The following is a 24,020-nucleotide window of genomic DNA, read 5'->3' as shown; positions in this document are numbered from 1 at the left end:
CTCATTATGTTGCCAGTAAATTAACATATTCTGACGATACGGCGCTTACATGATTGTCTTCTCAGCCTTACAAATTCGCCGCGGCATCCGCGTCCTGCTCGACAATGCCACCGCCACCATTAATCCCGGCCAGAAGGTCGGGCTGGTGGGTAAAAACGGCTGTGGAAAATCCACGCTGCTGTCGCTGTTAAAAGGTGAAATCACCAGCGATGCCGGTACCGTCACTTTCCCCACTCACTGGGCGCTGGCCTGGGTGAATCAGGAAACCCCTGCGCTGGATAAAGCCGCGCTGGAGTACGTGATTGATGGCGATCGCCAGTTTCGCCAGCTTGAGGCAGAACTGGCGGACGCCAATCTGCGTGACGATGGCAATGCCATCGCGCTGCTGCATGGCAAGCTGGACGCGGTGCAGGCGTGGAGCATCCATGCGCGCGCCTCAAGCCTGCTGCATGGTCTGGGCTTCAGTCAGGAACAGCTGCAACGCCCGGTCAGCGACTTCTCGGGTGGCTGGCGCATGCGCCTCAACCTGGCACAGGCGCTGATTTGCCGTTCCGATCTGCTGCTGCTGGATGAACCGACCAACCACCTCGATCTCGATGCGGTGATCTGGCTGGAGCGCTGGCTGAAGAGTTATGAAGGCACGCTGATTCTGATTTCGCACGATCGTGATTTCCTCGATCCCGTCATCGACAAAATTATTCATATCGAACAGGAGTCGATGTTCGAATATACCGGCAACTACAGCTCCTTTGAGCGGCAGCGCGTCGCCAAACTGGCTCAGCAGCAGTCGCTGTATGAGAGCCAGCAGGAGAAAGTGGCGCACCTGCACAGCTACATTGATCGCTTCCGTGCCCAGGCCACCAAGGCGAAGCAGGCGCAGAGCCGCATCAAGATGCTGGAGCGCATGGAGATGATTGCGCCCGCCCATGTCGATAACCCATTCAGCTTCACTTTCCGCAAGCCGGAGAACCTGCCTAATCCACTGATGAAGATGGAGAAGGTCACCGCGGGTTATGGCGATCGTATTATTCTCGACGCCATCAAGCTCAACCTGGTCCCCGGCTCGCGCATCGGCCTGCTGGGACGTAACGGTGCCGGTAAATCGACCCTGATTAAGCTGCTGGCGGGTGAGCTGGAGGCGATGGACGGCAAGATGGGTCTGGCGAAAGGGATCAAGCTCGGTTACTTCGCCCAGCATCAGCTGGAGTATCTGCGAGCCGATGAGTCACCGCTGCAGCATCTGTCGCGTATTGCGCCTGAGGTGCTGGAACAGCAGCTGCGCGACTATCTGGGCGGCTTCGATTTCCGCGGCGATAAAGTCACTGAAATCACTGAGCGCTTCTCCGGCGGAGAGAAAGCGCGACTGGTGCTGGCGCTGATTGTCTGGCAGCGCCCTAACCTGCTGCTGCTGGATGAACCCACCAACCACCTCGATCTCGATATGCGCCAGGCGCTGACCGAAGCGTTGATCGACTTCGAAGGTGCGCTGGTCGTGGTATCGCACGACCGACATCTGCTGCGCGCGACCACCGACGATCTCTATCTGGTGCATGATGGCAAAGTGGATGTGTTTGAAGGCGATCTCGAAGATTATCAGAAGTGGCTGAGCGATCTGCAGAAGCAGCAGGCGCAACAGGATGCCGCGCCGAAGCAGGATAACGGCAACAGTGCCCAGGCGCGTAAAGACCAGAAGCGTCGTGATGCTGAACTGCGCACCCAGACGCAGCCGCTGCGCAAAGAGATAGAGAAGCTGGAAAAGCAGATGAGCAAATGGCAGAGCCAGCTGGCCGAAGCCGAAGCTCAGCTCTCAGACAGCGCTATCTATGAACAGAGCCGTAAAGCGGACCTGACCACCGCGCTGCAGCGTCAGGCGGAGAGCAAATCTGCGCTGGAAGAGGTGGAGATGGCGTGGCTGGAAGCGCAGGAACAGCTCGAACAGATTATGGCCTCATAAAAAAATCTCCCCGCGAGCGGGGAGATTCTCTTTTAACGGGGTTTATCGCCCAGCACCGTTGCCCGCTGCATAATGCGCCGGGCAGGATAGTAATCAGCATTGGCATAATGCTGCGTGACCCGATTATCCCAGATAGCCAGATCGTCTGGCTGCCAGCGCCAGCGCACCTGAAACTCCGGTTTGGTGGCGTGCGCAAACAGAAAGCCCAGCACCGCATCACTCTCTTTCTCGCTTAAATCGACGATCCGCGTGGTAAAGCCCTCATTCACAAACAGCGCTTTTTTGCCGCTGACCGGATGGGTGCGGATGACCGGATGCTGCACCGGCGGATGTTTTGCTACCGCCTGCTGCCAGCGCTGATGCTCGTCCTCGGTTTTGCGGTACTTATACTCCTGGAATGACTTTTTGAAATCATGCTCGGCATGGAGACCTGCCAGCAGCTGCTTAAAGGGTTCAGAGAGCGCTTCGTAAGCCGCAATGCCGCTGGTCCAGAGCGTGTCACCCCCCGACTCCGGTAACACCTTCGAGGCCAGCAAGGCGATCGCTGGCGGCGTATCAATAAAGGTGACATCGGTATGCCAGTTGTCATTATCTGGCGGATTATCCTGATGGGTATCCAGCACGATAATCTCCTCGACGCCTTCCGCATGCGGATAGACCGGATGGATGTGCAGATCGCCAAAGCGGATTGCCAGCGCGCGGTGCTGTTCCGGCGTTATTTTCTGGTCACGCAGAAACAGCACCTGATGACGAAGCAGGCCATGATAAAGCTGCTCAAACTGAGCATCACTCAATGGGCGAGACACATCCAGGTTTGAGACCTGCGCGCCAATGTACGGGCCAAGCGGGGTAAAACTGAGACGTTCGTTCATGATTGTTCTCCACTCCAGGGCGTCAGACGGCGCTGCAACGCGCGGAGCCCGAGTTCTAAGCTAAAAGCAATAAAGGCGATTACCGCGATACCCGCCAGCACCACATCGGTGGCGAGGAATTCTCCTGCTGACTGCACCATAAAACCCAGACCCCGCGTGGCGGCAATCAGCTCAGCGGCCACCAGCGTTGACCAGCCAACCCCCAGACCGATGCGCAGACCGGTGAGGATCTCCGGCAACGCGCCTGGCAGAATCACCCAGCGCAGCAGTTGCCAGCGGTTAGCCCCCAGCGAGCGCGCCGCACGCAGTCGGACCTGCTGCGTGTTACGCACACCGGCCAGGGTGGAAAGCGTCACCGGCGCGAAAATCGCCAGATAGATCAGCAGGATTTTCGAGGTCTCACCAATGCCGAACCAGATCACCATCAATGGCAGATAGGCGAGTGGCGGAATCGGGCGATAGAGTTCAATCAGAGGATCGAGCAACCCGCGAGCGACCGGGCTGAGGCCCATCAGGATCCCTACAGGAATACCGATGGCGGCAGCGGCAGTCAGCGCAATCAGCATTCGTGTCAGGCTGGCGGCCAGATGCTGCCACAGCGTGGCATCCATAAAGCCCTGCGCGCTGGCAATCAGCAGCAGCTTGCTTAACACCTGCTGCGGCGACGGCAGGAACAGCGGGGCAATCAGGCCCAGCGCGGTCACGCCCCACCAGAGCAGCAACAGCAGAGAGAGACTCAGCATGCTCAGCGTGAAGGCGGTTGAAAACGGCCAGCGCAAACGACGGCGCACCGGCAGAGACTTGTCATTGATGAGTGCACTCATGCAAACGCCTCCCGCTGATCAAAGACCCGGCTCAGCACATACTCGCGCTGGGCGATAAACTGCGGATCGGATTTGATGCTGCGGCACGACTCTCCCGCGGCAAAGCGCTGACCAAAGCCAGGACGCAGCCGCTCTACGATGCGGCCCGGTCCTGGCGACAGCAGAATCAGTTCGCTGGCCAGGAAAATCGCCTCTTCTATGTCGTGCGTAATCAACAGAATCTGTTTACCGCTGTCGCGCCACAGCGTCAGCAGCAGGGTTTGCATCTGCTCTCGGGTAAAGGCATCCAGTGCGCCGAAAGGCTCATCCAGCAACAGCAGTTGTGGATCGGTAGCCAGCGCGCACGCAATGCCCACCCGCTGACGCTGACCGCCGGACAACTGCCAGATGGCGCGCTTTTCCGCGCCCTCCAGCCCCACCTGCCTGATTAACCGGCGGGCAATCGCGTCGCGATCCGGGCGTGACATCCCCGCCAGCTGCAGGCCAAAGGCGACGTTATCCAGCACATTGCGCCACGGCAGTAATCCTTCATGCTGAAACACCACGCCGCGCTCCGCACCAGGCCCGGTCACCGGCTGGTTATCCAGCGTGATGCTGCCCGACTCCACCGGCAGGAAACCGGCAACCAGATTGAGCAGTGTGGTTTTGCCGCAGCCGGAGGGGCCGAGCACCACCAGCAGTTCATGGCTATCCAGCTGCAGATTGATATCCTGCAACACCGGCTGTCCGGCATAACGGGCATTAAGGTGAGCGATGCGCAGCATAGTGCCTCCTTAAGGTTTAACTAATGGCTCGACGAAACGGGAGGTCACATAGCTGCTGTAGTCGTTATCCGCCTGCGGCACCCGGCCCTGTGCTTTCAGAAACTGCGCGGTATCGACGATCGCTTTATTGACCGGTTTGCCCAGTTGCTCAACCTGCTGCTGCGCCGTGAGGTAGGTATTGCCCTTCACCAGACCGGGCACCTGTGCTTCCGGCACACCGCTGAGGCGAGAGAGTTTGCTGAGGTTATCGGACTGCTTCAGCCAGCTGTCGGGGCTGTTCAGGTAGGCCTGCTGCGCGTCAAGCGCGCTGCGGGCAAAAGCAGTCACGATCTCCGGATGCTGCTGAGCAAAATCTTTGCGTACCACCCAGACATCCAGCGTCGGCGATCCCCAGCTTCCCACTTCCGCAGAGTCGGTTAACACCTTGCCCTCTTTTTCCAGCTCATTAACCGCCGGTGCCCAGACGTAAGCGCCATCAATGTCGCCACGCTGCCAGGCAGCAATAATCGCTGGCGGCTGCAGATTGACCAGCTGTACCTGTGACGGTTTGATGCCCCAGTGTTTCAGCGCAGCCAGCAGGCTGTAGTGGGTGGTAGAGATGAACGGCACCGCGATGCGTTTGCCAATTAAATCTTTGGGCGTAGTGATGTTCTTCTTCACCACCAGCGCTTCAGAGTTGCCCAGCTGAGAGGCGAGTAAAAAGGCTTCAATCGGCAGCTTCTGCGCCGCTGCGACCGCTAACGGGCTGGAACCGATATTGCCAATCTGGACGTCACCGGACGCCATCGCACGTAATACCCCGGCGCCGCTGTCAAACTTGCGCCAGTCAACGCTGGCCCCGCTCTCTTTCGCAAAGCTGTTGTCAGCCTGCGCCACTTTCGCCGGCTCAGCCGAGGTCTGGTAAGCCACGGTGACATTGACCGCATCAGCCCGAAACGCCAGCAGCGCCAGCGCTGCGGCTAAAAAAGTTAAACGTGTTGCTGCCATGATCACTACCCCACCGTTTTTATAGTGGAGGCAGTGTCTCTGCGCGCTATAGTTTCATAAAGGAATTAAAAATTATCCCTAATAGAAATAAGTTCTTAGATCACTATCTGCAAAACAAAGTTAAAAATCGCAAATGCTGAAAATAGCTAAAGTAAGCAAAAATGTCAGGCGCTCACATTGTCCCTGTGCTATTCATATGCGTTCCCAATTATTGCCTGTTAAGGTTTCAGAATCCGATGTCGATCGAGAAAGTCGCTCAGCTGGCTGGCGTCTCCAAAGCCACGGTATCGCGGGTTCTCAACGCGCATCCCGGCGTGAAGCCCGATACGCGTGAGAAAGTTCTGGCGGCAATCTCTGCCTGCGACTATCAGCCCAACTTACTGGCGCGTCAGCTGCGTACGTCGCAAAGCAACATGCTGCTGGTGCTGATCTCGGATATCACCAATCCCTTCTGTTCACGCGTGGTTCAGGGCATCGAGGCCGAAGCGGAACTGCACGGCTATCACATCCTGCTCTGTAACTCCGCTTCGCAGCTCCAGCGTGAAGCCGCTTATCTCTCCCTGCTGACCGGAAAAGTGGTGGATGGCGTGATTACTATGGATGCGGCCTCCGGTTTACAGGATTTGCAGGCGCTCATTGCCGGGGCGCCCTGGGTGCAGTGCTGCGAATTTGATCCGGATATTCCCGCCTCCTCGGTCAGCATTGATCACCTTGAAGCCGCGCGCGACACCGTCCATTACCTTGCCGGTAAAGGGCGTAAACGCATCGGGCTGATCAATGGCGACATGCGTTACCTTTACTCACATCATCGTGAAAAGGGCTACCGGCAGGCGATTGAGGAGCTGGGGTATGCGTGGTCCGGCGTCTCCTACACTTACGAAATCTCCTGTGAGGCGGGCAGTCAGGGGCTAAGGGAGTTGATGGCGCTGCCGGAACCGCCGGATGCGGTGTTTGCGGTTTCAGATGTGCTGGCGGTAGGCGTGGTGCATGCGGCGCTGGAAGCGGGTCTGCGCGTGCCGGAAGATCTGGCGGTGGTCGGGTTTGATGGCGTGTCGTTTACCCGCAGCCTGAATCCGCCGCTGACGACCATCGAGCAGCCGATGAACCAGCTGGGCGCGCGTAGCGTGCAATTGCTGCTGCAGAAGATCCGCAATCCTAATGCGCCAGTCATCCGCGAGGTGCTGCCCTGGACGCGCGTTGAACGCGCATCCAGCTAATTTAGTGCCAGATTAACAGCACACAGGCGGCGGTCAGCAGCCCCATGGCGAGGTTAAAGATTTTCCAGGCGCGACGGCTGCGCAGAATGCGGCCGATCATCGCACCAAATCCCATCCAGATAACACCCGATACCAGATTAACCAGAAACATGCCGATGCTTATCGCCATCACTGAATGGCGATATGCGTCACCGGCCAGGCTGAAACTGGCGACCGCGCCCAGCGCCATCAGCCAGGCCTTGGGATTGATCAACTGCAACAATCCGCCCTGCCAGAAGGGCATCGGCGCATCCGGCGCCTGATCGGTTTCCAGCTTCTCATAACTGGACGTCGCTATCTTCCATGCCAGCCAGAGCAGATAGAGGCTACCGGCGATTTTCAGCACCAGGTGCAGCGAAGGATAGAGCAGGATCAGCCCGCCGACGCCAAAGGCCACCATCAGCAGCATCACCTGCATTCCGATCATGATGCCAATCATCAGCGGAATGGTGCGCATAAAGCCAAAATTAGCGCCCGAGGCGGTGAGTAACATATTATTAGGCCCGGGCGTAATGGCCGCGACCCAAAGAAATCCCAACATTGATAAGAAAAGACTCAGTTCCATGGCAATCGGGTACTCCTTACCCTGCAAGAAAAAACTTATCGAAGCTAACAGTGTGATATGGAACAGACAAGCTTTTACCACATGAAATTTACCGGACCGGAAAACGAGCACTTCACGCCTCCTGAGAGTCTGCGTAATGCGCACCTGCAGACCCTGCTGCCGCGCCTGCTACGTCGTCGTATCACGGGCGCTCCCCACTGGCAGCGTCTCGACCTGCCGGACGGCGACTTCGTCGATCTCGCCTGGAGTGAAGATCCGCAGTTCGCGCAGCATAAACCGCGCGTGGTGCTGTTTCATGGGCTGGAGGGCAGTTTTCACAGCCCCTATATTCATGGACTGATGGCGATCTGCCATGCGCGCGGCTGGCTGGCGGTGGTGATGCATTTTCGCGGCTGCAGCGGCGAACCGAATCGGCTCAACCGCATCTATCACTCCGGCGAAACCGAAGATGCCCGCTTTTTTCTGCACTGGCTGCGCACCCGCTGGGGCCGCGTACCCACCGCGGCGGTGGGTTTCTCGCTGGGCGGTAACATGCTGGGCTGCCTGCTGGGCCAGCAGGGCGCAGCCGCTGAGGTAGACGCGGGTGTCATTGTCTCCGCTCCGCTGCTGCTGGAGCCCTGTAGCGTAAAACTGGAACGCGGCTTCTCACGCGTCTATCAATACTATTTGCTGGCGCAGCTCAAGAAAAATGCCCGCCGTAAACTGCACGCCTGGCCGGATACGCTGCCGGTCAATCTGGCGCAGCTGAAAGCGCTACGGCGACTGCGCGACTTTGATGATGCCATTACCGCCCGCGCCCACGGTTTTCTGGATGCGGCCGATTACTATCATCGTGCCAGCGCCATGCCCTGGCTGAAGCACGCAGAGAAACCGCTGCTGATCATTCACGCCAAAGATGATCCTTTTATGAGTGATGAGGTGATCCCGCACAGCAGCCAATTATCTGCCACTATTACTTATCAACTGACACCACACGGCGGCCATGTAGGTTTTGTTGGTGGGACATTACGCCAGCCTGAAATGTGGCTGGAACAGCGTATCCCCCAGTGGATCGCCCCTTTTCTGGATAACTGATCTCGTGATTATTCCCTGGCAACAGGTCTCACCTGAGACCCTTGAAAATCTGATTGAAACCTTTGTGCTGCGCGAAGGCACGGACTATGGCGAGCAGGAACGCAGCCTGATCGACAAGGTGGCCGATGTGCGACGTCAGCTGGAAACGGGTGAAGTGGTACTGGTGTGGTCGGAACTGCACGAATCGGTCAATATCATGCCGCGCAAAGAATTTCGTGGCTGATGCACCCAACGGCATTTCGTGTTAACAATGCCTATTGCCCGACCTCACAGGGAGCTTTTCTATGTCTGCACGTCATCCCATTATCGCGGTGACTGGTTCCAGCGGCGCAGGGACCACCACCACCAGCGTGGCGTTTCGCAAAATCTTTCAGCAGCTCGATCTTCATGCGGCGGAGCTGGAAGGTGACAGCTTTCACCGCTTTACCCGCCCTGAAATGGATATGGCGATTCGTAAGGCGCGCGATTTAGGACGTCATGTCAGCTACTTCGGCCCGGAAGCCAATGACTTTGGCCTGCTGGAGCAGAGCTTTAAAGAGTATGGTCAGAGCGGACAGGGCCAGTCGCGTAAATATCTGCATACCTATGATGAAGCAGTGCCGTGGAATCAGGTGCCCGGCACCTTTACGCCGTGGCAACCGCTGCCGCAGAACACCGATATTCTCTTCTACGAAGGGCTGCACGGCGGCGTGGTAACGGCGCAGCACAACGTAGCAGAACAGGTTGATCTGCTGGTTGGCGTGGTGCCGATTGTGAACCTGGAGTGGATTCAGAAGCTGGTGCGCGACACCGGCGAGCGCGGCCATTCACGTGAAGCGGTCATGGATTCGGTGGTGCGCTCGATGGAAGATTACATCAACTTCATCACACCACAGTTCTCACGCACTCACCTCAACTTTCAGCGCGTCCCGACGGTCGATACCTCAAACCCGTTCGCTGCCCGCGCTATTCCGTCACTGGATGAGAGCTTTGTGGTGATCCACTTCCAGGCGCTGGAAGATATCGACCTCCCCTACCTGCTGGCGATGCTGCAGGGCTCGTTTATCTCGCACATCAATACGCTGGTGGTGCCTGGCGGCAAAATGGGTCTGGCGATGGAGTTGATCATGGGTCCGCTGGTGAAGCGGCTGATGGAAGGTAAGCGAATAGAGTAAGAGGCCAGCAAAAACCGCTCTGAGAGCAGATGTCTTTCATAAAGATGGTAAAACTGGCTTTCCTGCGGCTAAAGACTTACCGCTGAGCAGGCTTCAGGGAGCATAAACCTTTCGCAAAGACGCAAAACCGCCATCCCTGGCAGGCTCAGCGCGGGCCATCCCTGGCCCGCGATGCTTTGCTACAGGTATATGCTCCCTTCGCTTCACGTCCGGCAACCGCATCCGGTTTCAGGAAGGTCGCTACAGACAACGCCTGGGCAGAAAGAATCTGGCAGCAATAGATAAGTTCAACACGCTGGGAACCGGGTCAGAAGAGGAAAGCGTCCCGCGCCAGGGACGGCGCGGGCCGAGCGGCCAGGGATTGGCTTAAGCGACTTTCCGATCTGACCCGGTTCCCAGCGCAGGCACAGTCTGACAGCAGAGCACGACAGATTTTGCCCGCGACCTTAAAAGATCCCTGCGGGTACTAAAGTTCGATCACTTCATAGCTATGCGTAATGTTGACGCCTTTACCCAGCATGATGGCCACAGAGCAATATTTTTCAGCAGAAAGATCCACAGCGCGTGAGACCGCTTTATCCTGGAGGGCTTTGCCACTCACGATAAAATGCAGGTTGATGTGCGTAAAGATTCGCGGCGCCTCTTCACGACGTTCTGAGGTCAGTTTTACTTCACAATCAGCCACATCGTTTCGGCCTTTTTGCAGAATTGATACCACGTCAATCGCGCTGCATCCGCCCGCCGCCATCAGCACCATCTCCATTGGGCTGGGCGCTTTATCACCCGAATTTCCATCCATCAGTATCTGATGGCCGGATGAGGATTCTCCGAGGAATGTCAGCCCTTCTACCCATTTCACTCTTGCCTGCATGATTTTTGCTCCGGAATACGCTGTTTTGTCGCCAGAGTACGCTTTCGCCTGGTAAACAGCAATCCAGAGAAATCCGCCCGTAGCTGAAGCGAGACAACAGAAGACAGTCGGCAAAAGCTGTGCTACAAACAGTGCTGAAAATATTTTTCGTCACCCGATGACGAAGCCGGGAAGGATGATGCGCACTGCGCCTGATGCGGCCCGAATAATTTCCTGAAATGGAAACGCTTGAAGCTTTCACCGCCTGACAGGGAAAACTGCCCCCTGTATTTTGGGCACGATTACAACAGAGGATAATAGCGAATGGTTCTCGGCAAACCGCAAACAGACCCTACACTCGAATGGTTCCTGTCCCATTGCCATATTCACAAGTATCCATCCAAAAGTACGCTGATTCACCAAGGTGAAAAAGCAGAAACGCTTTACTACATCGTGAAAGGTTCCGTTGCGGTTCTGATTAAAGATGAAGAAGGCAAAGAGATGATTCTTTCCTACCTGAATCAGGGCGATTTTATTGGTGAACTTGGCCTGTTCGAAGAAGGCCAGGAGCGCAGCGCCTGGGTACGTGCGAAAAGCGCGTGCGAAGTGGCGGAAATTTCTTACAAGAAATTCCGTCAGTTGATCCAGGTTAACCCTGACATCCTGATGCGACTCTCATCGCAGATGGCGCGTCGCCTGCAGGTGACGTCTGAAAAAGTGGGTAACCTCGCTTTCCTCGACGTAACCGGACGCATTGCACAGACCCTGCTCAACCTGGCGAAGCAGCCAGATGCCATGACGCATCCCGACGGCATGCAAATTAAAATCACTCGTCAGGAAATTGGCCAGATTGTTGGTTGTTCACGTGAAACCGTGGGCCGTATTTTGAAGATGCTGGAAGATCAGAACCTGATCTCCGCACACGGCAAAACCATCGTCGTTTACGGCACCCGCTAATTCCTGTCACCCACGGCGTGATGGCAACATCACGCCGTTATTGTTTGTGTTGGGCCGATGTGGCGTCGAATTATTTACCATCCTGAAGTTAACTACGCCTTGCGGCAAACGCTGGTGCTCTGTCTGCCGGTGGCGCTGGGCTGGCTGGCTGGCGACCTGCAAAAAGGTCTGCTGTTCTCATTAGTGCCCGCCTGCTGCAACATCGCCGGTCTGGATACCCCGCATAAACGCTTCTTCAAACGCCTGATTGTTGGCGGCAGCCTGTTTGCCCTCGGCAGCTTTCTGATGCAGTGGCTCACCCTGCATGCTATTCCGCTGCCGCTGATTCTGTTTGCCATGCCCTTATTGCTCGGCGTTACCGGGGAGATCAGCCCGCTGCATGGCCGTCTGCTGCCCGGCACCCTGATTGCCGCCATCTTTACCCTGAGCCTGATTGGCCGCATGCCAATCTATGTTCCCCCGCTGCTCTATATCGGCGGCACGCTATGGTACGGGCTCTTTAACTGGTTCTGGTTCTGGCTGTGGAAAGAGCAGCCAATGCGCGAAAGCCTGAGCCTGATCTACCGCGAGCTGGCTAACTACTGCGACGCAAAATATACCCTGCTGACGCAGTTGACCGATCCGGAAAAGGCGCTGCCGCCGCTGCTGGCTCGTCAGCAGAAAGTGGTCGATCTGATTAACACCTGTTATCAGCAGATGCATATGCTGTCGGCAAGCCGCGATCACAGCCATAAACGGCTGACGCGCGCCTTTCAGGTGGCGCTGGATCTGCAGGAACATATCTCGGTCAGCCTGCATCGGCCGGAAGAGGTGCAGAAGCTGGTCGAACAGAGCCACGCCGAAGCGGTGATCCGCTGGAATGCCAAAACCATCTCGGCCCGGTTGCGGGTGCTGGCGGATAACATTCTCTATCACCAGCTACCCGATCGCTTTGCGATGGATAAACAGCTCGGCGCGCTGGAGAAAATCGCCCATCAGCATCCCGACAATCCGGTGGGTAACTTCTGCCTTTACCACTTCAACCGTATTGCGCGGGTTCTGCGCACCCAGAAACCCCTTTATCAGCGCGATCTGATGGCTGACCGCCAGCGCCGTCTGCCGCTGTTACCGGCGCTGCGCAGTTATCTCTCTTTACGTTCATCGGCCCTGCGCACTGCCGGCCGCTTTGCGGTGATGCTGATGCTGGGCAGCGCGCTGGCGCTGTTCTTCAACATCCCCAAACCCTACTGGATCCTGATGACCATCATGTTCGTCAGCCAGAACGGCTACAGCGCTACCCGTGTCCGCATTCAGCACCGGGCGCTGGGCACTTTTGCCGGTCTGGTGATCGCGGCCGCCACGCTGCGCATGGCGGTGCCGGAGTCGCTGGTGCTGCTGATCATGCTGGCGATTACCTTTATCAGCTATCGCTTTACCCGCCAGTTTTATGGCTGGTCGATGATTGGCTTTACGGTCACGGCGGTTTACTCGCTGCAGTTGCTGTCGCTGAATGGCGCGCAGTTTCTGCTGCCGCGACTCATGGATACGCTGATGGGTTGTCTGATCGCCTTTGGCGGGATGCTCTGGCTGTGGCCGCAGTGGCAGAGCGGCTTACTGCGGCAGAACGCCCATGACGCACTGGAAACTTATCAGGATGCGCTGCGGCTGTTGCTGGGTGACGAACAGTCACCAGAGAAACTGGCTTATCAGCGCGTGAAGGTCAATCAGGCACACAATGCGCTGTTTAACTCACTGAATCAGGCGATGCAGGAACCCGCGTTCAACTCCCGCTATCTGAGTGATATGCGGCTTTGGGTCACGCACAGTCAGTTTATCGTCGAGCATATCAACGCCATGACGATTCTGGCGCGTGAGCACACCATGCTCACTGCCTCGCTGGCTGAGCGTTACCTGCAATCCTGTGAAATCGCGCTGCAGCGGTGTCAGCAGCGGCTGGAATATGATGGTGAAAGCTCACAGGTTAACCTGCTGGATGAGCTGGAGAACATCAGTGAGGGACCGATCACGGTGGTGGAGCAGCATGTGCGGCGCATTCTCGATCATCTGAGCGTGATGTACACCATTTCATCGCTGGCGTGGAACCAGCGGCCGCAACATGGCCGCTGGCTGATCAGACGCTTACGTAAAAACTAAGCTAGCCGTTGAGCACGTTGCCGACGGCCGTGGCGAAGCGGCTCATGCCCTCTTCGATGTCGGCAGGCTCAATGATCAGTGACGGGGCAAAACGCATCACGTCAGTGCCGGCAACCAGCACCATCACGCCTTCTGCGGCCGCGGCATTCAGGATGTCGCGTGCTTTACCGGCATGCTGCGGTTTAAGCGCCGCGCCAATCAGCAGACCCTTGCCACGAATATCGCTGAAGAGATCATACTTCGCATCGATGGCCTGCAGCGCCGTGACAAAGTGCTGACGACGTGTCTCAACGCCTGCCAGCACCTCCGGCGTATTGATAATATCTAGCGCGGTTTCGGCGATGGCGCAGGCGAGTGGATTGCCGCCATAGGTGGTGCCATGCACGCCCGGCGCCATGGTCGAGGCGATCTCGTTAGTGGTCAGCATGGCGCTGACCGGGAAACCGCCGCCCAGCGCTTTGGCTGAGGTCAGAATATCGGGCTGGATGCCATAATGCTCATAGGCGAACAGCTTGCCGCTGCGCCCCATGCCGCTCTGCACTTCATCCAGCACCAGCAGCGCCTGATGCTGATCGCAAAGCTCACGCAGTCCCTGCATAAACTCCTGCGTTGCGGGCACGACGCCACCCTCCCCCTGAATCGGTTCAACCACAATGGCGCAGGTGTGATCGTCAATCACCGCTTTTACTGCGTTCAGATCATTGAACGGCACATGAACGATATCCGCCGGTTTAGGCCCGAACCCATCAGAATATTTTGGCTGTCCGCCGACCGTGACGGTAAACAGCGTCCGGCCATGAAAGGCGTTATGAAAGGCGATAATCTTACTTTTGAATGGGCTGTGACGTTTGCAGGCGTAGTAGCGCGCCAGCTTAAAGGCGGCCTCGTTGGCTTCGGCCCCGGAGTTAGCGAAGAAGACCCGCTCGGCAAAGGTCGCCTGAATTAACTTACTGGCAAGACGCAGCGCCGGTTCGTTGGTGAAGACGTTGCTGGTGTGCCACAGCGTCTCGCCCTGACTTTTCAGCGTCTCCACCAGCGCAGGATGGCAGTGTCCAAGTGCGGTGACGGCGATACCACCTGAGAAATCGATATACTCTTTGCCCTGCTGATCCCATACACGACTGCCCTTGCCTTTTACCGGCACGAACTGCGCAGGTGCATAAACAGGCAAAATAACGTTATCGAACGTCTCCCGCGTGACCGCAATTTTTTCCGCTGCCATTGATGACCCCATTTAGATGATTGATGTGCAACTTTGAAATAATAATCACAAAATATGCATAAAAAATCACTCAAAGGCAACTTATTGCTCAAGGAAATTGCGCAGCAGCTGATGTCCCTGCTCGCTGAGAATGCTTTCGGGATGGAACTGCACGCCTTCCAGCGCCAGGGTTTTATGGCGGAATCCCATAATTTCGTCAGGCTCGCCGTCACGCATCGTCCAGGCAGTCACCTCGAAGGCATCTGGCAGGGAGCCGCGCTGTACAATCAGCGAATGGTAGCGGGTCACGGTTAGTGGATTATTCAGAGTGCGGAACACGCCCTGGCCAGTGTGCTGAATCGCAGAGGTTTTGCCGTGCATCACCTGACGCGCACGCACGACCTGCGCGCCATACGCCTGCGCAATTGCCTGATGGCCCAGGCAGACGCCCAGCACCGGCAGCTGACCGGCGAAATGCCGGATCGCCGCCAGCGAAATGCCTGACTCCGACGGCGTACAGGGACCAGGGGAGATCACCAGATGAGTCAGCGGTAACGCCGCCATCTGCTCCAGCGTGATGGCATCATTGCGCACCACCCGAACCTGCGCGCCCAGCTCGCAGAAATATTGATAAAGATTCCAGGTAAAGGAGTCGTAATTGTCGATAAGCAGCAGCATGGCCAGTCCAGAATAATTACCCGCGCCGCTATTCTACGCGGTTAAGCCGCCTCGCTCACCACTTTCGCAAATACCTGCTCCAGCAGAGTCAGGTCTCCGGCCACACCGGCCTGATTCGCCGCTTTCCAGCTTTCAGCGTCAGTCTCTTCCCAGGAGAGCAGATAACCGGCATGCAGCGCCAGCTGTTCAAAGAAAATCCGCTGCGCCCGACCGTTGCCGTGGCGGAAAGGATGCAACATATTGATTTCGCAGTAGTAGTGGGCAACACGCTCAATAAACGCGTCACGTGGCAGGTCAGCAAGGCCCTTCTCCTCTTCCAGCGCGGCCATCAGGGCGTTACCTTCCTTTTCGATATATTCGAAATGACAGAACGGCGTCTCATCGCGCCAGATATCGATAGTGCGCAGTTCACCAGCCCAGCTGTAGACGTCCTGAAACAGCGTACGGTGGATCTGGCGCAGGTAAGGCAGCCCAGGATTACGGGGGCCCAGCTCCAGCGTGGCGGCACGCGCCGCACTAAAACTCAGCTCCGCCTTACGCAGCTGCGCGGCATCGTGAATATCGGGCAGGTTTTTCAGCACATTGTCATGCTGCCACAGGTAGGGATCCTGGCTGACGGCGGTATTAGAGTCCATATTGCCTCCTCAGTGACGCCAGACGTGCGGCCGCATCATCGCTGTTTACGCTGGTTTCATTTGGCGAGAAGCCTTCCAGCCGACAGCTGGCCTGATAGCTGGCGCTACGCCGCTGTCGCCACAGGGTGACCTTCTGTTTTTCGGTGAGTTTGTTCGCCATGCCGCCTCCTGCTCAGGTTTTTGCCCTAAGTATAAGAGCAAATTCTGGCTTTGCCGGATGCGGCAGGCGGTCGCCATCCGCAGATGGCGACGAACGGACTTAAGGCAGGACTTTGGCGGAGAGGATAACTACCGGTTTGGATGGAACATTCTGGTAAGGACCCACATCTTTGGTCGGTACCTGAGAAATTTTTTCAACCACATCCTGACCTTTCACAATCTTACCAAATACGGCATAGCCAAAATCGCGCTGTCCGTGATCGAGGAATGCATTATCCGCGACGTTGAGGAAGAACTGGCTGGTCGCACTGTCTTTATCGGCGGTACGCGCCATGGAAATCGTGCCGCGCAGGTTACGCAGGCCGTTATCCGCTTCATTCTTGATTGGCGCGTTGGTCTGCTTCTGCTGCATGTCCGTAGTGAAGCCCCCACCCTGCACCATAAAACCCGGGATCACGCGGTGAAAAATGGTGTTGTTGTAAAAACCGTTGTTGACGTAATCAACGAAGTTTTTCACAGAAACCGGCGCTTTCTGGTTATTCAGTTCGAGTTCGATATTGCCGGCGGAGGTGGTGAGCAGAACGTGGGTGTCACCTTTTGCAGCCAGCGCCTGGGCGGAAACGGAAGAGAGCGCTAACAGGGTGATGGCCGCTGTTAAAGTACGTTTAAACATGAAAGATTCCTTACCTGGGAGAGCGGGCACAAAAACGTGATTGATTGTAAAGAGACTCTATTCCAGGAGCCAGCGTTTTACCTATATTTACGCTGTGGCAGCAAATGGGGGGAGCAAACGTTAAACCCCGGCAATTACGTGATTAAAATCACACAACACATGAAATATGGATCTCTGGTTTCACTGGTTGTTTATTAAGATCACGGTTCCGTTTACACTTTCTGACACTTTTTGGCACCCGGTTCTCAACAGGTTCAGAACATGACAAACCGTAATCGTATTGGCCTCACCTGGATAAGCTTCTTCTCCTACGCGCTTACCGGCGCGCTGGTGATTGTTACCGGCATGGTAATGGGCGATATCGCAAAAGATTTCCAGATCCCCATATCCAGCATGAGTAATACCTTCACCTTCCTCAACAGCGGCATCCTGGCGGCGGTTTTCCTGAACGCCTGGCTGATGGTGATTGTGCCACTGAAGCGTCAGCTGATTTTCGGCTTCGTCCTGATGGTACTGGCGATAATCGGGTTGATGACCAGCCGCGATCTGACCGTCTTCTCGCTCTGTATGTTTGTGCTGGGCGTGGTCAGCGGCATTACTATGTCGATCGGCACCTTCCTGATCACCCATATGTATGAAGGCCGCCAGCGCGGTTCGCGCCTGCTGTTTACCGACTCCTTCTTCAGCATGGCGGGCACGCTGTTTCCGGTGCTGGCGGGGATTCTGCTTGCGCGTCAGCTGCCGTGGTACTGGGTCTACGTCTGCATCGGCTTTATCTACGTCGCGATCTTCATCATGACGCTGTTTGTCGAGTTCCCGGTGCTGCGTAAGCCCGAAAACAGCCCGACAGTTGAGAAAGAAAAATGGGGTGTGGGCGTGCTGCTGCTGGCAGTGGCGGCGCTCTGCTACATTCTGGGCCAGCTTGGCTTTATCTCCTGGGTGCCGGAATATGCCACCAAAGTCATGGGCATGAATATTAATGATGCCGGACAACTGGTGGGCAGCTTCTGGACCGCGTATATGGTGGGTATGTGGGCCTTCAGCTTCCTGCTGCGCTTCTTCGATCTGCAACGCATTCTGATGGTGCTGGCGGGACTGGCTACCGTGCTGATGTACTGGTTCGTCAGCAGCAGCGATGCCAGCATGCTGAAGTGGATCATTATGGTGTTGGGCTTCAGCTCCAGCGCAATTTACACCACCATCATCACGCTCGGCTCGCTGCAGACCAAAGTAGCGTCACCGAAACTGGTGAACTTTATTCTGACCTGCGGCACCGTTGGCACCATGCTGACCTTCGTGGTGACCGCGCCGATTGTTGAGAAGAGCGGCGTGCACACGGCGCTGGTCACCGCCAACGGCCTCTACGCGGTGGTGTTTGTAATGTGTGTCCTGCTGGGGCTGGTCACTAAACATCGCTCGCACGGTCACGTTACGCATTAATCATTCAGGGCGGCGATTGATCGCCGCCCTGCTGTTTAACGCCGGAAGTCTATCCGCTCCCGCTCCCGCCAGTAAATCTCGCTTTCTGCGGGCTTTGTCTCTGCCACCACAGTGCCGCGACGCAGCGAGTAGCGCACCGGAACCTGTCTTCTTACTGCATCAAAACCACTCTCTGCCGGCAGAATAATCAGGCTGGCATCGTTGCCGGTCTGAATGCCATAGCCTGACAGCTGCAGCGTCTTCGCGCTGTTATGCGTAATCAGATCCAGACCCGCATCAATCTGCTCATAGCCCATCAACTGACAGACGTGTAAGCCCATATGCAGCACCTGCAGCATGCTGGCGGTGCCCAGCGGATACCAGGGATCAAACACATCGTCGTGGCCAAAACAGACGTTAATCTCTGCCTCCAGCATCTCTTTCACTCGCGTAATGCCGCGCCGCTTAGGATAGGTATCAAAGCGGCCCTGCAGGTGAATATTGACCAGCGGATTCGCAACAAAATTAATGCCTGACAGCTTAAGCAGTCGAAACAGTCGTGAGGTATATGCGCCATTGTAAGAGTGCATCGCGGTGGTATGACTGGCCGTCACGCGCGCGCCGTTGCCATCGCGATGCGCCAGCGCCGCCACGGTCTCCACAAAGCGCGACTGTTCATCATCGATCTCATCGCAGTGAACATCGATCAACCGATCGTAGCGGTTAGCCAGCGCAAAGGTTTTATGCAGCGACTCAACGCCATATTCACGGGTGAATTCGTAATGCGGGATCGCGCCGACCACATCCGCGCCCAGCCGCAATGCCTCCTCCAGCAGCGCTTCACCGTTGGGATAAGAGAGAATACCCTCCTGGGGAAAAGCAACAATCTGGATAGTGATCCACGGCGCCATCTCCGCCTTCAACTCCAGCATCGCTTTAAGCGCCGTCAGTGACGGGTCAGAAACGTCAACATGGGTACGGACAAACTGAATGCCGTTGGCAATCTGCCACTTCAGCGTCTGCATCGCCCGCCGCTTAACATCTTCATGACTGAGCATGGCTTTGCGTTCAGCCCAGCGCTCAATGCCTTCAAACAGCGTACCGGACTGGTTCCACGCGGGTTCGCCAGCGGTCTGGGTCGTATCCAGATGAATATGCGGCTCAATAAAAGGCGCGCAGGCTAAGCCACCCTCGCCGTCCAGCGATTCATCCGCCGGTGAAGCGTGCTGCGGCTGGGCTGAGAGCCGGGCAATTTTGCCATCGGCGATGGCGATCTGCCATAACCCATCCCGCCAGGGTAAACGCACGTTATTGATCCACTTAGGTGACATCATTGCCGACTCCTTTTCCGGTTTTGTGTTTTAAAACTAACACGATTCAGGTGACCCGCCGCAAGCCCGAATAATCAGCGGGTTAGCCGCACCAGAAAAAATTATTTTAAATCAACCATATACCTCTTAATGGGTATATGGCGTCGTGGTTGATGTATATCAATAAGTGCCAGAAACGGCGCGCTATTGTAGCCGCAGATATCGCAAATTTGAGGCAAAAATGAGCAAGCACAATGTCGTCGTTATCGGTAACGGCATGGTCGGCCACCGCTTCATAGAAGAATTACTAGAGAAAGCGGAACCTGACCAGTTTTCGCTGACCGTCTTTTGTGAAGAACCCCGTGTCGCCTATGATCGTGTCCACCTGTCCGCCTACTTTTCCCATCACACCGCTGAAGAATTGTCGCTGGTTCGTGAAGGCTATTACGACAAACATCAGGTCAATCTGCTGCTGGGTGAACGCGCCATCACCATTAACCGTGATGAGAAGCTCATCCACTCCAGTACCGGTCGCGCGGTGCATTACGATACGCTGATTTTTGCCACCGGCTCTTATCCGTGGATCCCGCCAATTAACGGTGCCGAAGGCAGCGACTGCTTTGTCTATCGCACCATCGAAGATCTCAACGCCATCGAAGCCTGTTCGCGCCGCAGCAAACGCGGCGCGGTGATTGGCGGCGGCCTGCTGGGGCTGGAAGCGGCGGGCGCACTGAAAAATCTGGGCATTGAAACCCACGTCATTGAATTTGCGCCGGTGCTGATGGCGGAGCAGTTAGATCAGCAAGGCGGTGAGCAGCTACGTCGCAAGATTGAGCAGATGGGCGTGCGGGTCCACACCGGTAAAAACACCCAACAGATTGTGCATCACGAGCACGGCGGCAAAACGCTGCAGTTTGCTGATGGCAGCGCGCTGGAGGTCGATTTCATCGTCTTCTCCACCGGCATTCGCCCGCAGGACAAACTGGCGAAACAGTGTGGATTAGCCCTGGGGCCGCGCTGCGGCATCGCCATTGATGACCAGTGCCGGACCAGCGATCCCACTATCTACGCCATCGGTGAGTGCGCTGCCTGGCAGAATCGCGTCTATGGCCTGGTGGCGCCGGGATACAAAATGGCTCAGGTCGCCAGCGACCATCTGCTGGACCGCGACAATGCGTTTACCGGCGCGGACATGAGCGCCAAACTGAAGCTGCTGGGTGTTGATGTTGGCGGCATTGGCGATGCGCGCGGCACCACGCCAGGCGCTCGCAGCGTGGTCTGGCTGGATGAGAGCAAATCGATCTACAAGCGCCTGATTATCAGCGAAGATCAGAAAACCCTGCTGGGTGCCGTACTGGTGGGCGACACCAGCGACTATGGCAACCTGCTGCAGCTGGTGCTGAATGGTATTCCGCTGCCTGCTAATCCGGAAGCGCTGATTCTGCCAGCCGGCAGCGGGGATAAACCGGCCATCGGCGTCGATTCTCTGCCTGATACTGCACAAATCTGCTCCTGCTTTGACGTCAGTAAAGGCGACATCATTAAGGCGGTTCAGGGTGGCTGTCATACCGTGGCAGCACTGAAAAGCAGCACCCGTGCCGGCACCGGTTGCGGCGGCTGTATCCCACTGATCACCCAGGTTCTCAACAGTGAACTCAGCCGTCAGGGCATTGAGGTCAATAACCATCTTTGCGCCCACTTCGCCTGGTCACGTCAGGAGCTTTATCACCTGATTCAGGTAGAGGAGATTAAAACCTTTGACGAACTGCTGGCCCGCTATGGTCAGGGTTACGGCTGTGAAGTGTGCAAGCCGGTGGTTGGCTCACTGCTCGCCTCCTGCTGGAATGAGTATGTGCTCAAACCCCAGCACGCGCCGTTACAGGACAGCAACGACCTCTACCTTGGCAACATCCAGAAAGATGGCACCTACTCGGTGATCCCACGCTCGCCTGGCGGTGAAATCACGCCCCAGGGACTGAAAGTGATTGGCGAGATAGCCGAGCGCTATCAGCTCTACACCAAAATTACCGGCTCTCAGCGCATCGGTCTGTTTGGCGCGCAGAAAGACGATCTGCCCGCTATCTGGTCACAGCTGATCGACGCCGGATTTGAAACCGGCCAGGCCTACGCCAAGGCGCTGCGGATGGCGAAAACCTGCGTTGGCAGCGCCTGGTGCCGTTATGGCGTGGGTGACAGCCTCGGCTTCGGCGTGATGCTGGAGAACCGCTATAAAGGCATCCGTACGCCGCACAAGATGAAGTTTGGCGTCTCTGGCTGCACCCGTGAATGTGCAGAAGCACAGGGCAAAGATGTCGGCATTATCGCGACGGAAAAAGGGTGGAACCTTTACGTCTGCGGCAACGGCGGCATGAAGCCGCGCCATGGCGATCTGCTGGCGGCCGATCTCGATCAGCAGACGCTGGTTACCTATCTCGACCGTTTCATGATGTTCTATATCCGCACTGCCGACAAACTGCAGCGCACCTCGCTGTGGCTGGAGAGTCTGGAAGGCGGCATCGACTATCTGCGTAAGGTGATTGTGGATGACAAACTTGGCCTCAACGGCCAGATGGAGCAGCAGCTGGCGGCGCTGCGCGCCAGCGTCAACTGTGAATGGAAAGCGACGCTGGAAGATAAGGATCACCTGACGCGCTTTGCCCACTTTATCAACTCGCCGCAGCGCGATCCTGGCGTGCAGCGGGTCGCGGAGCGCGACCAGCACCGCCCGGCACGCGCCGATGAACGTATTGCCGTGACCCTGATTGAGGAGACCGAATCATGAGCCAGTGGAATCCGGTGTGTCCGCTGACGCAGATCCTGCCCGCTACGGGCGTCTGCGCGCTGGTCAAAGGCCAGCAGGTTGCAATCTTCCGTCCCCGCAACGATGAGCAGCTCTATGCCATCAGCAATATCGATCCGTTTGCCGATGCCAGCGTGCTGTCACGCGGCATTATTGCTGAACATCAGGATGCGCTCTGGGTTGCCAGCCCGCTGAAAAAGCAGCATTTCCGTCTTAGCGATGGCTACTGCATGGAGGATGAAACGCGCTCCGTGGCGGCCTGGCCGGTGCGGGTCAATGCCGGACAGGTTGAAGTCTGCCTGTAACTCCCGTCAACAGCCCGCCTCCGCGGGCTTTTTTAAGGACGTCTGATGGACTACTTCCCCTTATTCTGCCGCCTGCAGGGCCGACGCTGCCTGCTGGTCGGCGCAGGTGACGTGGCTGAGCGGAAAGCCCGCCTGCTACTGGAGGCCGGCGCCGAACTACTGGTCGGTGCCCTTGATTTCTCCCCCGCCTTCCGGCAATGGGCGCAGCAGGAAACCATCACGCTGCTGCCAGGGGCGTTTGATCCGCACTGGCTGGCCGGCTGCTGGCTGGTGGTCGCCGCAACCAGCGACGATGCGGTCAATCAGCAGGTGGCTGAAGCCGCCGAAAAACAGCAGATCTTCTGCAATCTGGTGGATGCGCCGCAGCAGGCCAGCGCCATTATGCCGTCGATCATCGATCGTTCCCCGCTGATGGTCGCCGTCTCTTCCGGTGGACGCGCGCCGGTACTGGCGCGCCTGTTGCGGGAGAAGCTGGAGGCGATGCTGCCGCAACACCTTGGCCAGCTGGCTCAGCTGGCAGGCACTCTGCGCGCGCGGGTGAAACAGCAATTCAGCTCTGTCAGTGCCCGCCGCCACTTCTGGGAACGCTTCTTTAACAGCGAGCGGCTGGCCCAGACGCTGGCCAACGGCGACAGTGAACGCGCGGAGCAGATTACCGACCAGCTCTTTAACGCTGACCTTCGCCAACAGGGTGAAGTGGCGCTGGTCGGTGCCGGTCCGGGTGATGCCGGATTACTGACTCTGAAAGGCTTACAGCTGATCCAGCAGGCAGATGTCATCGTCTATGACCGGCTGGTTTCCGATGAGATCCTGAATCTGGTGCGCCGCGATGCCGAGCGCATTTTTGTCGGGAAACGCGCCGGACATCACTGCGTGCCGCAGGATGAGATCAACCAGCTGCTCTGCGAACAGGCGCAGCGGGGAAAACGCGTAGTGCGGCTGAAAGGCGGCGATCCCTTTATCTTTGGTCGCGGCGGTGAAGAGCTGGAAGCGCTGGCGCAGCGGCAGATTCCGTTCAGCGTGGTGCCGGGGATCACCGCCGCATCGGGCTGTGCGGCTTACAGCGGTATTCCCCTGACCCACCGCGATCATGCGCAGAGCGTCAGACTGGTTACCGGACATCTGCAGAAAGAGGCCTCGCTCGCCTGGGAGACGCTGGCGGCGGAACAGCAGACGCTGGTCTTTTATATGGGGCTCACGCAGGCCGGAGAGATTCAGCAGCAGTTGATAAAGCACGGTATGCGCAGCGATATGCCGGTGGCACTGGTGGAAAACGGCACCACTACGCGTCAACGCGTGGTCACCGGGACACTGAGCGAGCTGGAAGCGTTAGCCGGTCAGGTGACCAGTCCCGGCCTGATGATCATCGGCAGCGTGGTAAGTCTGCGTGACAGCCTGCGCTGGTTCTGAGTCCGGCAAATAAAAACGGCGGGCACAATGCCCGCCGTCC

General features: G+C 57.0%; 23 protein-coding genes. 11 read left to right on the top strand and 12 right to left on the bottom strand.

Features of this window, described 5'->3' with window-relative positions:
- Positions 1-49: 49 nt before the first annotated feature.
- A complete protein-coding gene (locus HFD95_RS17425) occupies positions 50-1,954 on the top strand; it encodes an ABC transporter ATP-binding protein (protein WP_010671582.1) in 1,905 nt (634 codons plus the stop codon).
- A 32-nt stretch (positions 1,955-1,986) separates the two neighbouring features.
- Here the strand turns inward: HFD95_RS17425 and tauD are convergent, their stop codons facing one another.
- Genes tauD through tauA form a run of 4 tightly spaced genes read right to left on the bottom strand, consistent with a single transcriptional unit; the run spans position 1,987 to position 5,401 of the window.
- Positions 1,987-2,826, bottom strand: a complete 840-nt coding sequence (gene tauD / locus HFD95_RS17420) for a taurine dioxygenase (RefSeq protein ID WP_033785674.1) — start codon at positions 2,824-2,826, stop codon at positions 1,987-1,989.
- The gene (gene tauC / locus HFD95_RS17415) at positions 2,823-3,650 is read right to left on the bottom strand and encodes a taurine ABC transporter permease TauC (protein WP_010253046.1); all 828 of its coding nucleotides are present in this window, start codon (positions 3,648-3,650) and stop codon (positions 2,823-2,825) included. Before tauC ends, tauD begins: the two co-directional genes overlap by 4 nt.
- Positions 3,647-4,414, bottom strand: a complete 768-nt coding sequence (gene tauB / locus HFD95_RS17410; protein ID WP_167430554.1) for a taurine ABC transporter ATP-binding subunit — start codon at positions 4,412-4,414, stop codon at positions 3,647-3,649. Before tauB ends, tauC begins: the two co-directional genes overlap by 4 nt.
- A 9-nt stretch (positions 4,415-4,423) precedes the next feature.
- A complete protein-coding gene (gene tauA, locus HFD95_RS17405; RefSeq protein ID WP_010253052.1) occupies positions 4,424-5,401 on the bottom strand; it encodes a taurine ABC transporter substrate-binding protein in 978 nt (325 codons plus the stop codon).
- Positions 5,402-5,637: 236 nt separating this feature from the next.
- Between tauA and HFD95_RS17400 the strand changes: the two genes are divergently transcribed.
- Entirely contained in the window at positions 5,638-6,618 is a 981-nt protein-coding gene (locus tag HFD95_RS17400; protein ID WP_010253055.1) for a LacI family DNA-binding transcriptional regulator, read from the top strand.
- 1 nt (position 6,619) lies between these two features.
- On the opposite strand, the gene HFD95_RS17395 is transcribed toward HFD95_RS17400, so the two are convergent.
- The gene (locus HFD95_RS17395; protein ID WP_010253059.1) at positions 6,620-7,222 is read right to left on the bottom strand and encodes a LysE family translocator; all 603 of its coding nucleotides are present in this window, start codon (positions 7,220-7,222) and stop codon (positions 6,620-6,622) included.
- A 57-nt stretch (positions 7,223-7,279) separates the two neighbouring features.
- On the opposite strand from HFD95_RS17395, the gene HFD95_RS17390 reads away from it, so the two are divergent.
- The 3 genes from HFD95_RS17390 to HFD95_RS17380 all read left to right on the top strand — a co-directional run bounded on the left by HFD95_RS17390 (position 7,280) and on the right by HFD95_RS17380 (position 9,450).
- Complete coding sequence (locus HFD95_RS17390) at positions 7,280-8,296, top strand: hydrolase (protein ID WP_167430553.1); 1,017 nt, start codon at positions 7,280-7,282, stop codon at positions 8,294-8,296.
- Between the two features lie 4 nt (positions 8,297-8,300).
- Entirely contained in the window at positions 8,301-8,519 is a 219-nt protein-coding gene (locus HFD95_RS17385) for a YheU family protein (protein WP_010253066.1), read from the top strand.
- Positions 8,520-8,580: 61 nt separating this feature from the next.
- Positions 8,581-9,450: a phosphoribulokinase gene (locus HFD95_RS17380; RefSeq protein WP_010253068.1), complete on the top strand. Its 870-nt coding sequence runs from the start codon at positions 8,581-8,583 to the stop codon at positions 9,448-9,450.
- Positions 9,451-9,916: 466 nt separating this feature from the next.
- Here the strand turns inward: HFD95_RS17380 and HFD95_RS17375 are convergent, their stop codons facing one another.
- Entirely contained in the window at positions 9,917-10,321 is a 405-nt protein-coding gene (locus HFD95_RS17375) for an OsmC family protein (RefSeq protein WP_010253071.1), read from the bottom strand.
- Between the two features lie 303 nt (positions 10,322-10,624).
- On the opposite strand from HFD95_RS17375, the gene crp reads away from it, so the two are divergent.
- Both crp and HFD95_RS17365 read left to right on the top strand, forming a co-directional pair.
- The gene (gene crp, locus HFD95_RS17370) at positions 10,625-11,257 is read left to right on the top strand and encodes a cAMP-activated global transcriptional regulator CRP (protein WP_003852956.1); all 633 of its coding nucleotides are present in this window, start codon (positions 10,625-10,627) and stop codon (positions 11,255-11,257) included.
- Positions 11,258-11,314: 57 nt separating this feature from the next.
- Entirely contained in the window at positions 11,315-13,390 is a 2,076-nt protein-coding gene (locus HFD95_RS17365; RefSeq protein ID WP_064691046.1) for a YccS/YhfK family putative transporter, read from the top strand.
- Between the two features lies 1 nt (position 13,391).
- On the opposite strand, the gene HFD95_RS17360 is transcribed toward HFD95_RS17365, so the two are convergent.
- The 5 genes from HFD95_RS17360 to ppiA all read right to left on the bottom strand — a co-directional run bounded on the left by HFD95_RS17360 (position 13,392) and on the right by ppiA (position 16,736).
- Complete coding sequence (locus HFD95_RS17360) at positions 13,392-14,612, bottom strand: aspartate aminotransferase family protein (RefSeq protein WP_022624054.1); 1,221 nt, start codon at positions 14,610-14,612, stop codon at positions 13,392-13,394.
- 81 nt (positions 14,613-14,693) lie between these two features.
- A complete protein-coding gene (locus HFD95_RS17355; protein ID WP_033768095.1) occupies positions 14,694-15,269 on the bottom strand; it encodes an aminodeoxychorismate/anthranilate synthase component II in 576 nt (191 codons plus the stop codon).
- Positions 15,270-15,310: 41 nt separating this feature from the next.
- Entirely contained in the window at positions 15,311-15,904 is a 594-nt protein-coding gene (locus HFD95_RS17350; protein WP_022624052.1) for a putative adenosine monophosphate-protein transferase Fic, read from the bottom strand.
- The gene (locus HFD95_RS17345; protein WP_010253095.1) at positions 15,894-16,064 is read right to left on the bottom strand and encodes a YhfG family protein; all 171 of its coding nucleotides are present in this window, start codon (positions 16,062-16,064) and stop codon (positions 15,894-15,896) included. Before HFD95_RS17345 ends, HFD95_RS17350 begins: the two co-directional genes overlap by 11 nt.
- Positions 16,065-16,163: 99 nt before the next feature.
- The gene (gene ppiA, locus HFD95_RS17340; protein ID WP_003852970.1) at positions 16,164-16,736 is read right to left on the bottom strand and encodes a peptidylprolyl isomerase A; all 573 of its coding nucleotides are present in this window, start codon (positions 16,734-16,736) and stop codon (positions 16,164-16,166) included.
- Positions 16,737-16,997: 261 nt separating this feature from the next.
- Here ppiA and tsgA point away from each other — a divergent pair, with 261 nt between their 5' ends.
- Positions 16,998-18,176: an MFS transporter TsgA gene (gene tsgA / locus HFD95_RS17335; protein WP_022624051.1), complete on the top strand. Its 1,179-nt coding sequence runs from the start codon at positions 16,998-17,000 to the stop codon at positions 18,174-18,176.
- A 35-nt stretch (positions 18,177-18,211) separates the two neighbouring features.
- Here tsgA and HFD95_RS17330 read toward each other — a convergent pair whose 3' ends face one another.
- Positions 18,212-19,489, bottom strand: a complete 1,278-nt coding sequence (locus tag HFD95_RS17330) for a cytosine deaminase (RefSeq protein ID WP_029519456.1) — start codon at positions 19,487-19,489, stop codon at positions 18,212-18,214.
- A 217-nt stretch (positions 19,490-19,706) separates the two neighbouring features.
- Here HFD95_RS17330 and nirB point away from each other — a divergent pair, with 217 nt between their 5' ends.
- Genes nirB through cysG form a run of 3 tightly spaced genes read left to right on the top strand, consistent with a single transcriptional unit; the run spans position 19,707 to position 23,980 of the window.
- A complete protein-coding gene (nirB, locus tag HFD95_RS17325) occupies positions 19,707-22,247 on the top strand; it encodes a nitrite reductase large subunit NirB (RefSeq protein WP_167430552.1) in 2,541 nt (846 codons plus the stop codon).
- Positions 22,244-22,570 (top strand): nitrite reductase small subunit NirD, encoded by a 327-nt coding sequence (gene nirD / locus HFD95_RS17320; protein ID WP_159227114.1) that lies wholly within the window; start codon positions 22,244-22,246, stop codon positions 22,568-22,570. The genes nirB and nirD overlap by 4 nt, the downstream gene beginning before the upstream one ends.
- 45 nt (positions 22,571-22,615) lie before the next feature.
- Positions 22,616-23,980, top strand: coding sequence for a siroheme synthase CysG (gene cysG / locus HFD95_RS17315; RefSeq protein WP_167430551.1), 1,365 nt, complete (start codon positions 22,616-22,618; stop codon positions 23,978-23,980).
- Positions 23,981-24,020 lie beyond the last annotated feature (40 nt).

Origin of the sequence: Pantoea sp. EKM10T (assembly GCF_011800685.1) — a bacterium.
In the GTDB taxonomy this organism is placed as follows: domain Bacteria; phylum Pseudomonadota; class Gammaproteobacteria; order Enterobacterales; family Enterobacteriaceae; genus Pantoea; species Pantoea agglomerans.
This window is presented reverse-complemented; position numbering and strand designations above follow the sequence as displayed.

Bases quoted from the DNA above. Each gene is read 5' to 3' on its own strand.
- nirB (WP_167430552.1), top strand. From the start codon at position 19,707: ATGAGCAAGCACAATGTCGTCGTTATCGGTAACGGCATGGTCGGCCAC.
- HFD95_RS17380 (WP_010253068.1), top strand. From the start codon at position 8,581: ATGTCTGCACGTCATCCCATTATCGCGGTGACTGGTTCCAGCGGCGCA.
- HFD95_RS17425 (WP_010671582.1), top strand. From the start codon at position 50: ATGATTGTCTTCTCAGCCTTACAAATTCGCCGCGGCATCCGCGTCCTG.
- ppiA (WP_003852970.1), bottom strand. From the start codon at position 16,736: ATGTTTAAACGTACTTTAACAGCGGCCATCACCCTGTTAGCGCTCTCT.
- HFD95_RS17365 (WP_064691046.1), top strand. From the start codon at position 11,315: ATGTGGCGTCGAATTATTTACCATCCTGAAGTTAACTACGCCTTGCGG.
- HFD95_RS17390 (WP_167430553.1), top strand. From the start codon at position 7,280: ATGGAACAGACAAGCTTTTACCACATGAAATTTACCGGACCGGAAAAC.
- tauA (WP_010253052.1), bottom strand. From the start codon at position 5,401: ATGGCAGCAACACGTTTAACTTTTTTAGCCGCAGCGCTGGCGCTGCTG.
- HFD95_RS17360 (WP_022624054.1), bottom strand. From the start codon at position 14,612: ATGGCAGCGGAAAAAATTGCGGTCACGCGGGAGACGTTCGATAACGTT.
- HFD95_RS17345 (WP_010253095.1), bottom strand. From the start codon at position 16,064: ATGGCGAACAAACTCACCGAAAAACAGAAGGTCACCCTGTGGCGACAG.
- tauB (WP_167430554.1), bottom strand. From the start codon at position 4,414: ATGCTGCGCATCGCTCACCTTAATGCCCGTTATGCCGGACAGCCGGTG.
- crp (WP_003852956.1), top strand. From the start codon at position 10,625: ATGGTTCTCGGCAAACCGCAAACAGACCCTACACTCGAATGGTTCCTG.
- tauC (WP_010253046.1), bottom strand. From the start codon at position 3,650: ATGAGTGCACTCATCAATGACAAGTCTCTGCCGGTGCGCCGTCGTTTG.
- tauD (WP_033785674.1), bottom strand. From the start codon at position 2,826: ATGAACGAACGTCTCAGTTTTACCCCGCTTGGCCCGTACATTGGCGCG.
- nirD (WP_159227114.1), top strand. From the start codon at position 22,244: ATGAGCCAGTGGAATCCGGTGTGTCCGCTGACGCAGATCCTGCCCGCT.
- HFD95_RS17350 (WP_022624052.1), bottom strand. From the start codon at position 15,904: ATGGACTCTAATACCGCCGTCAGCCAGGATCCCTACCTGTGGCAGCAT.
- HFD95_RS17375 (WP_010253071.1), bottom strand. From the start codon at position 10,321: ATGCAGGCAAGAGTGAAATGGGTAGAAGGGCTGACATTCCTCGGAGAA.
- HFD95_RS17400 (WP_010253055.1), top strand. From the start codon at position 5,638: ATGTCGATCGAGAAAGTCGCTCAGCTGGCTGGCGTCTCCAAAGCCACG.
- tsgA (WP_022624051.1), top strand. From the start codon at position 16,998: ATGACAAACCGTAATCGTATTGGCCTCACCTGGATAAGCTTCTTCTCC.
- HFD95_RS17395 (WP_010253059.1), bottom strand. From the start codon at position 7,222: ATGGAACTGAGTCTTTTCTTATCAATGTTGGGATTTCTTTGGGTCGCG.
- cysG (WP_167430551.1), top strand. From the start codon at position 22,616: ATGGACTACTTCCCCTTATTCTGCCGCCTGCAGGGCCGACGCTGCCTG.
- HFD95_RS17355 (WP_033768095.1), bottom strand. From the start codon at position 15,269: ATGCTGCTGCTTATCGACAATTACGACTCCTTTACCTGGAATCTTTAT.
- HFD95_RS17330 (WP_029519456.1), bottom strand. From the start codon at position 19,489: ATGATGTCACCTAAGTGGATCAATAACGTGCGTTTACCCTGGCGGGAT.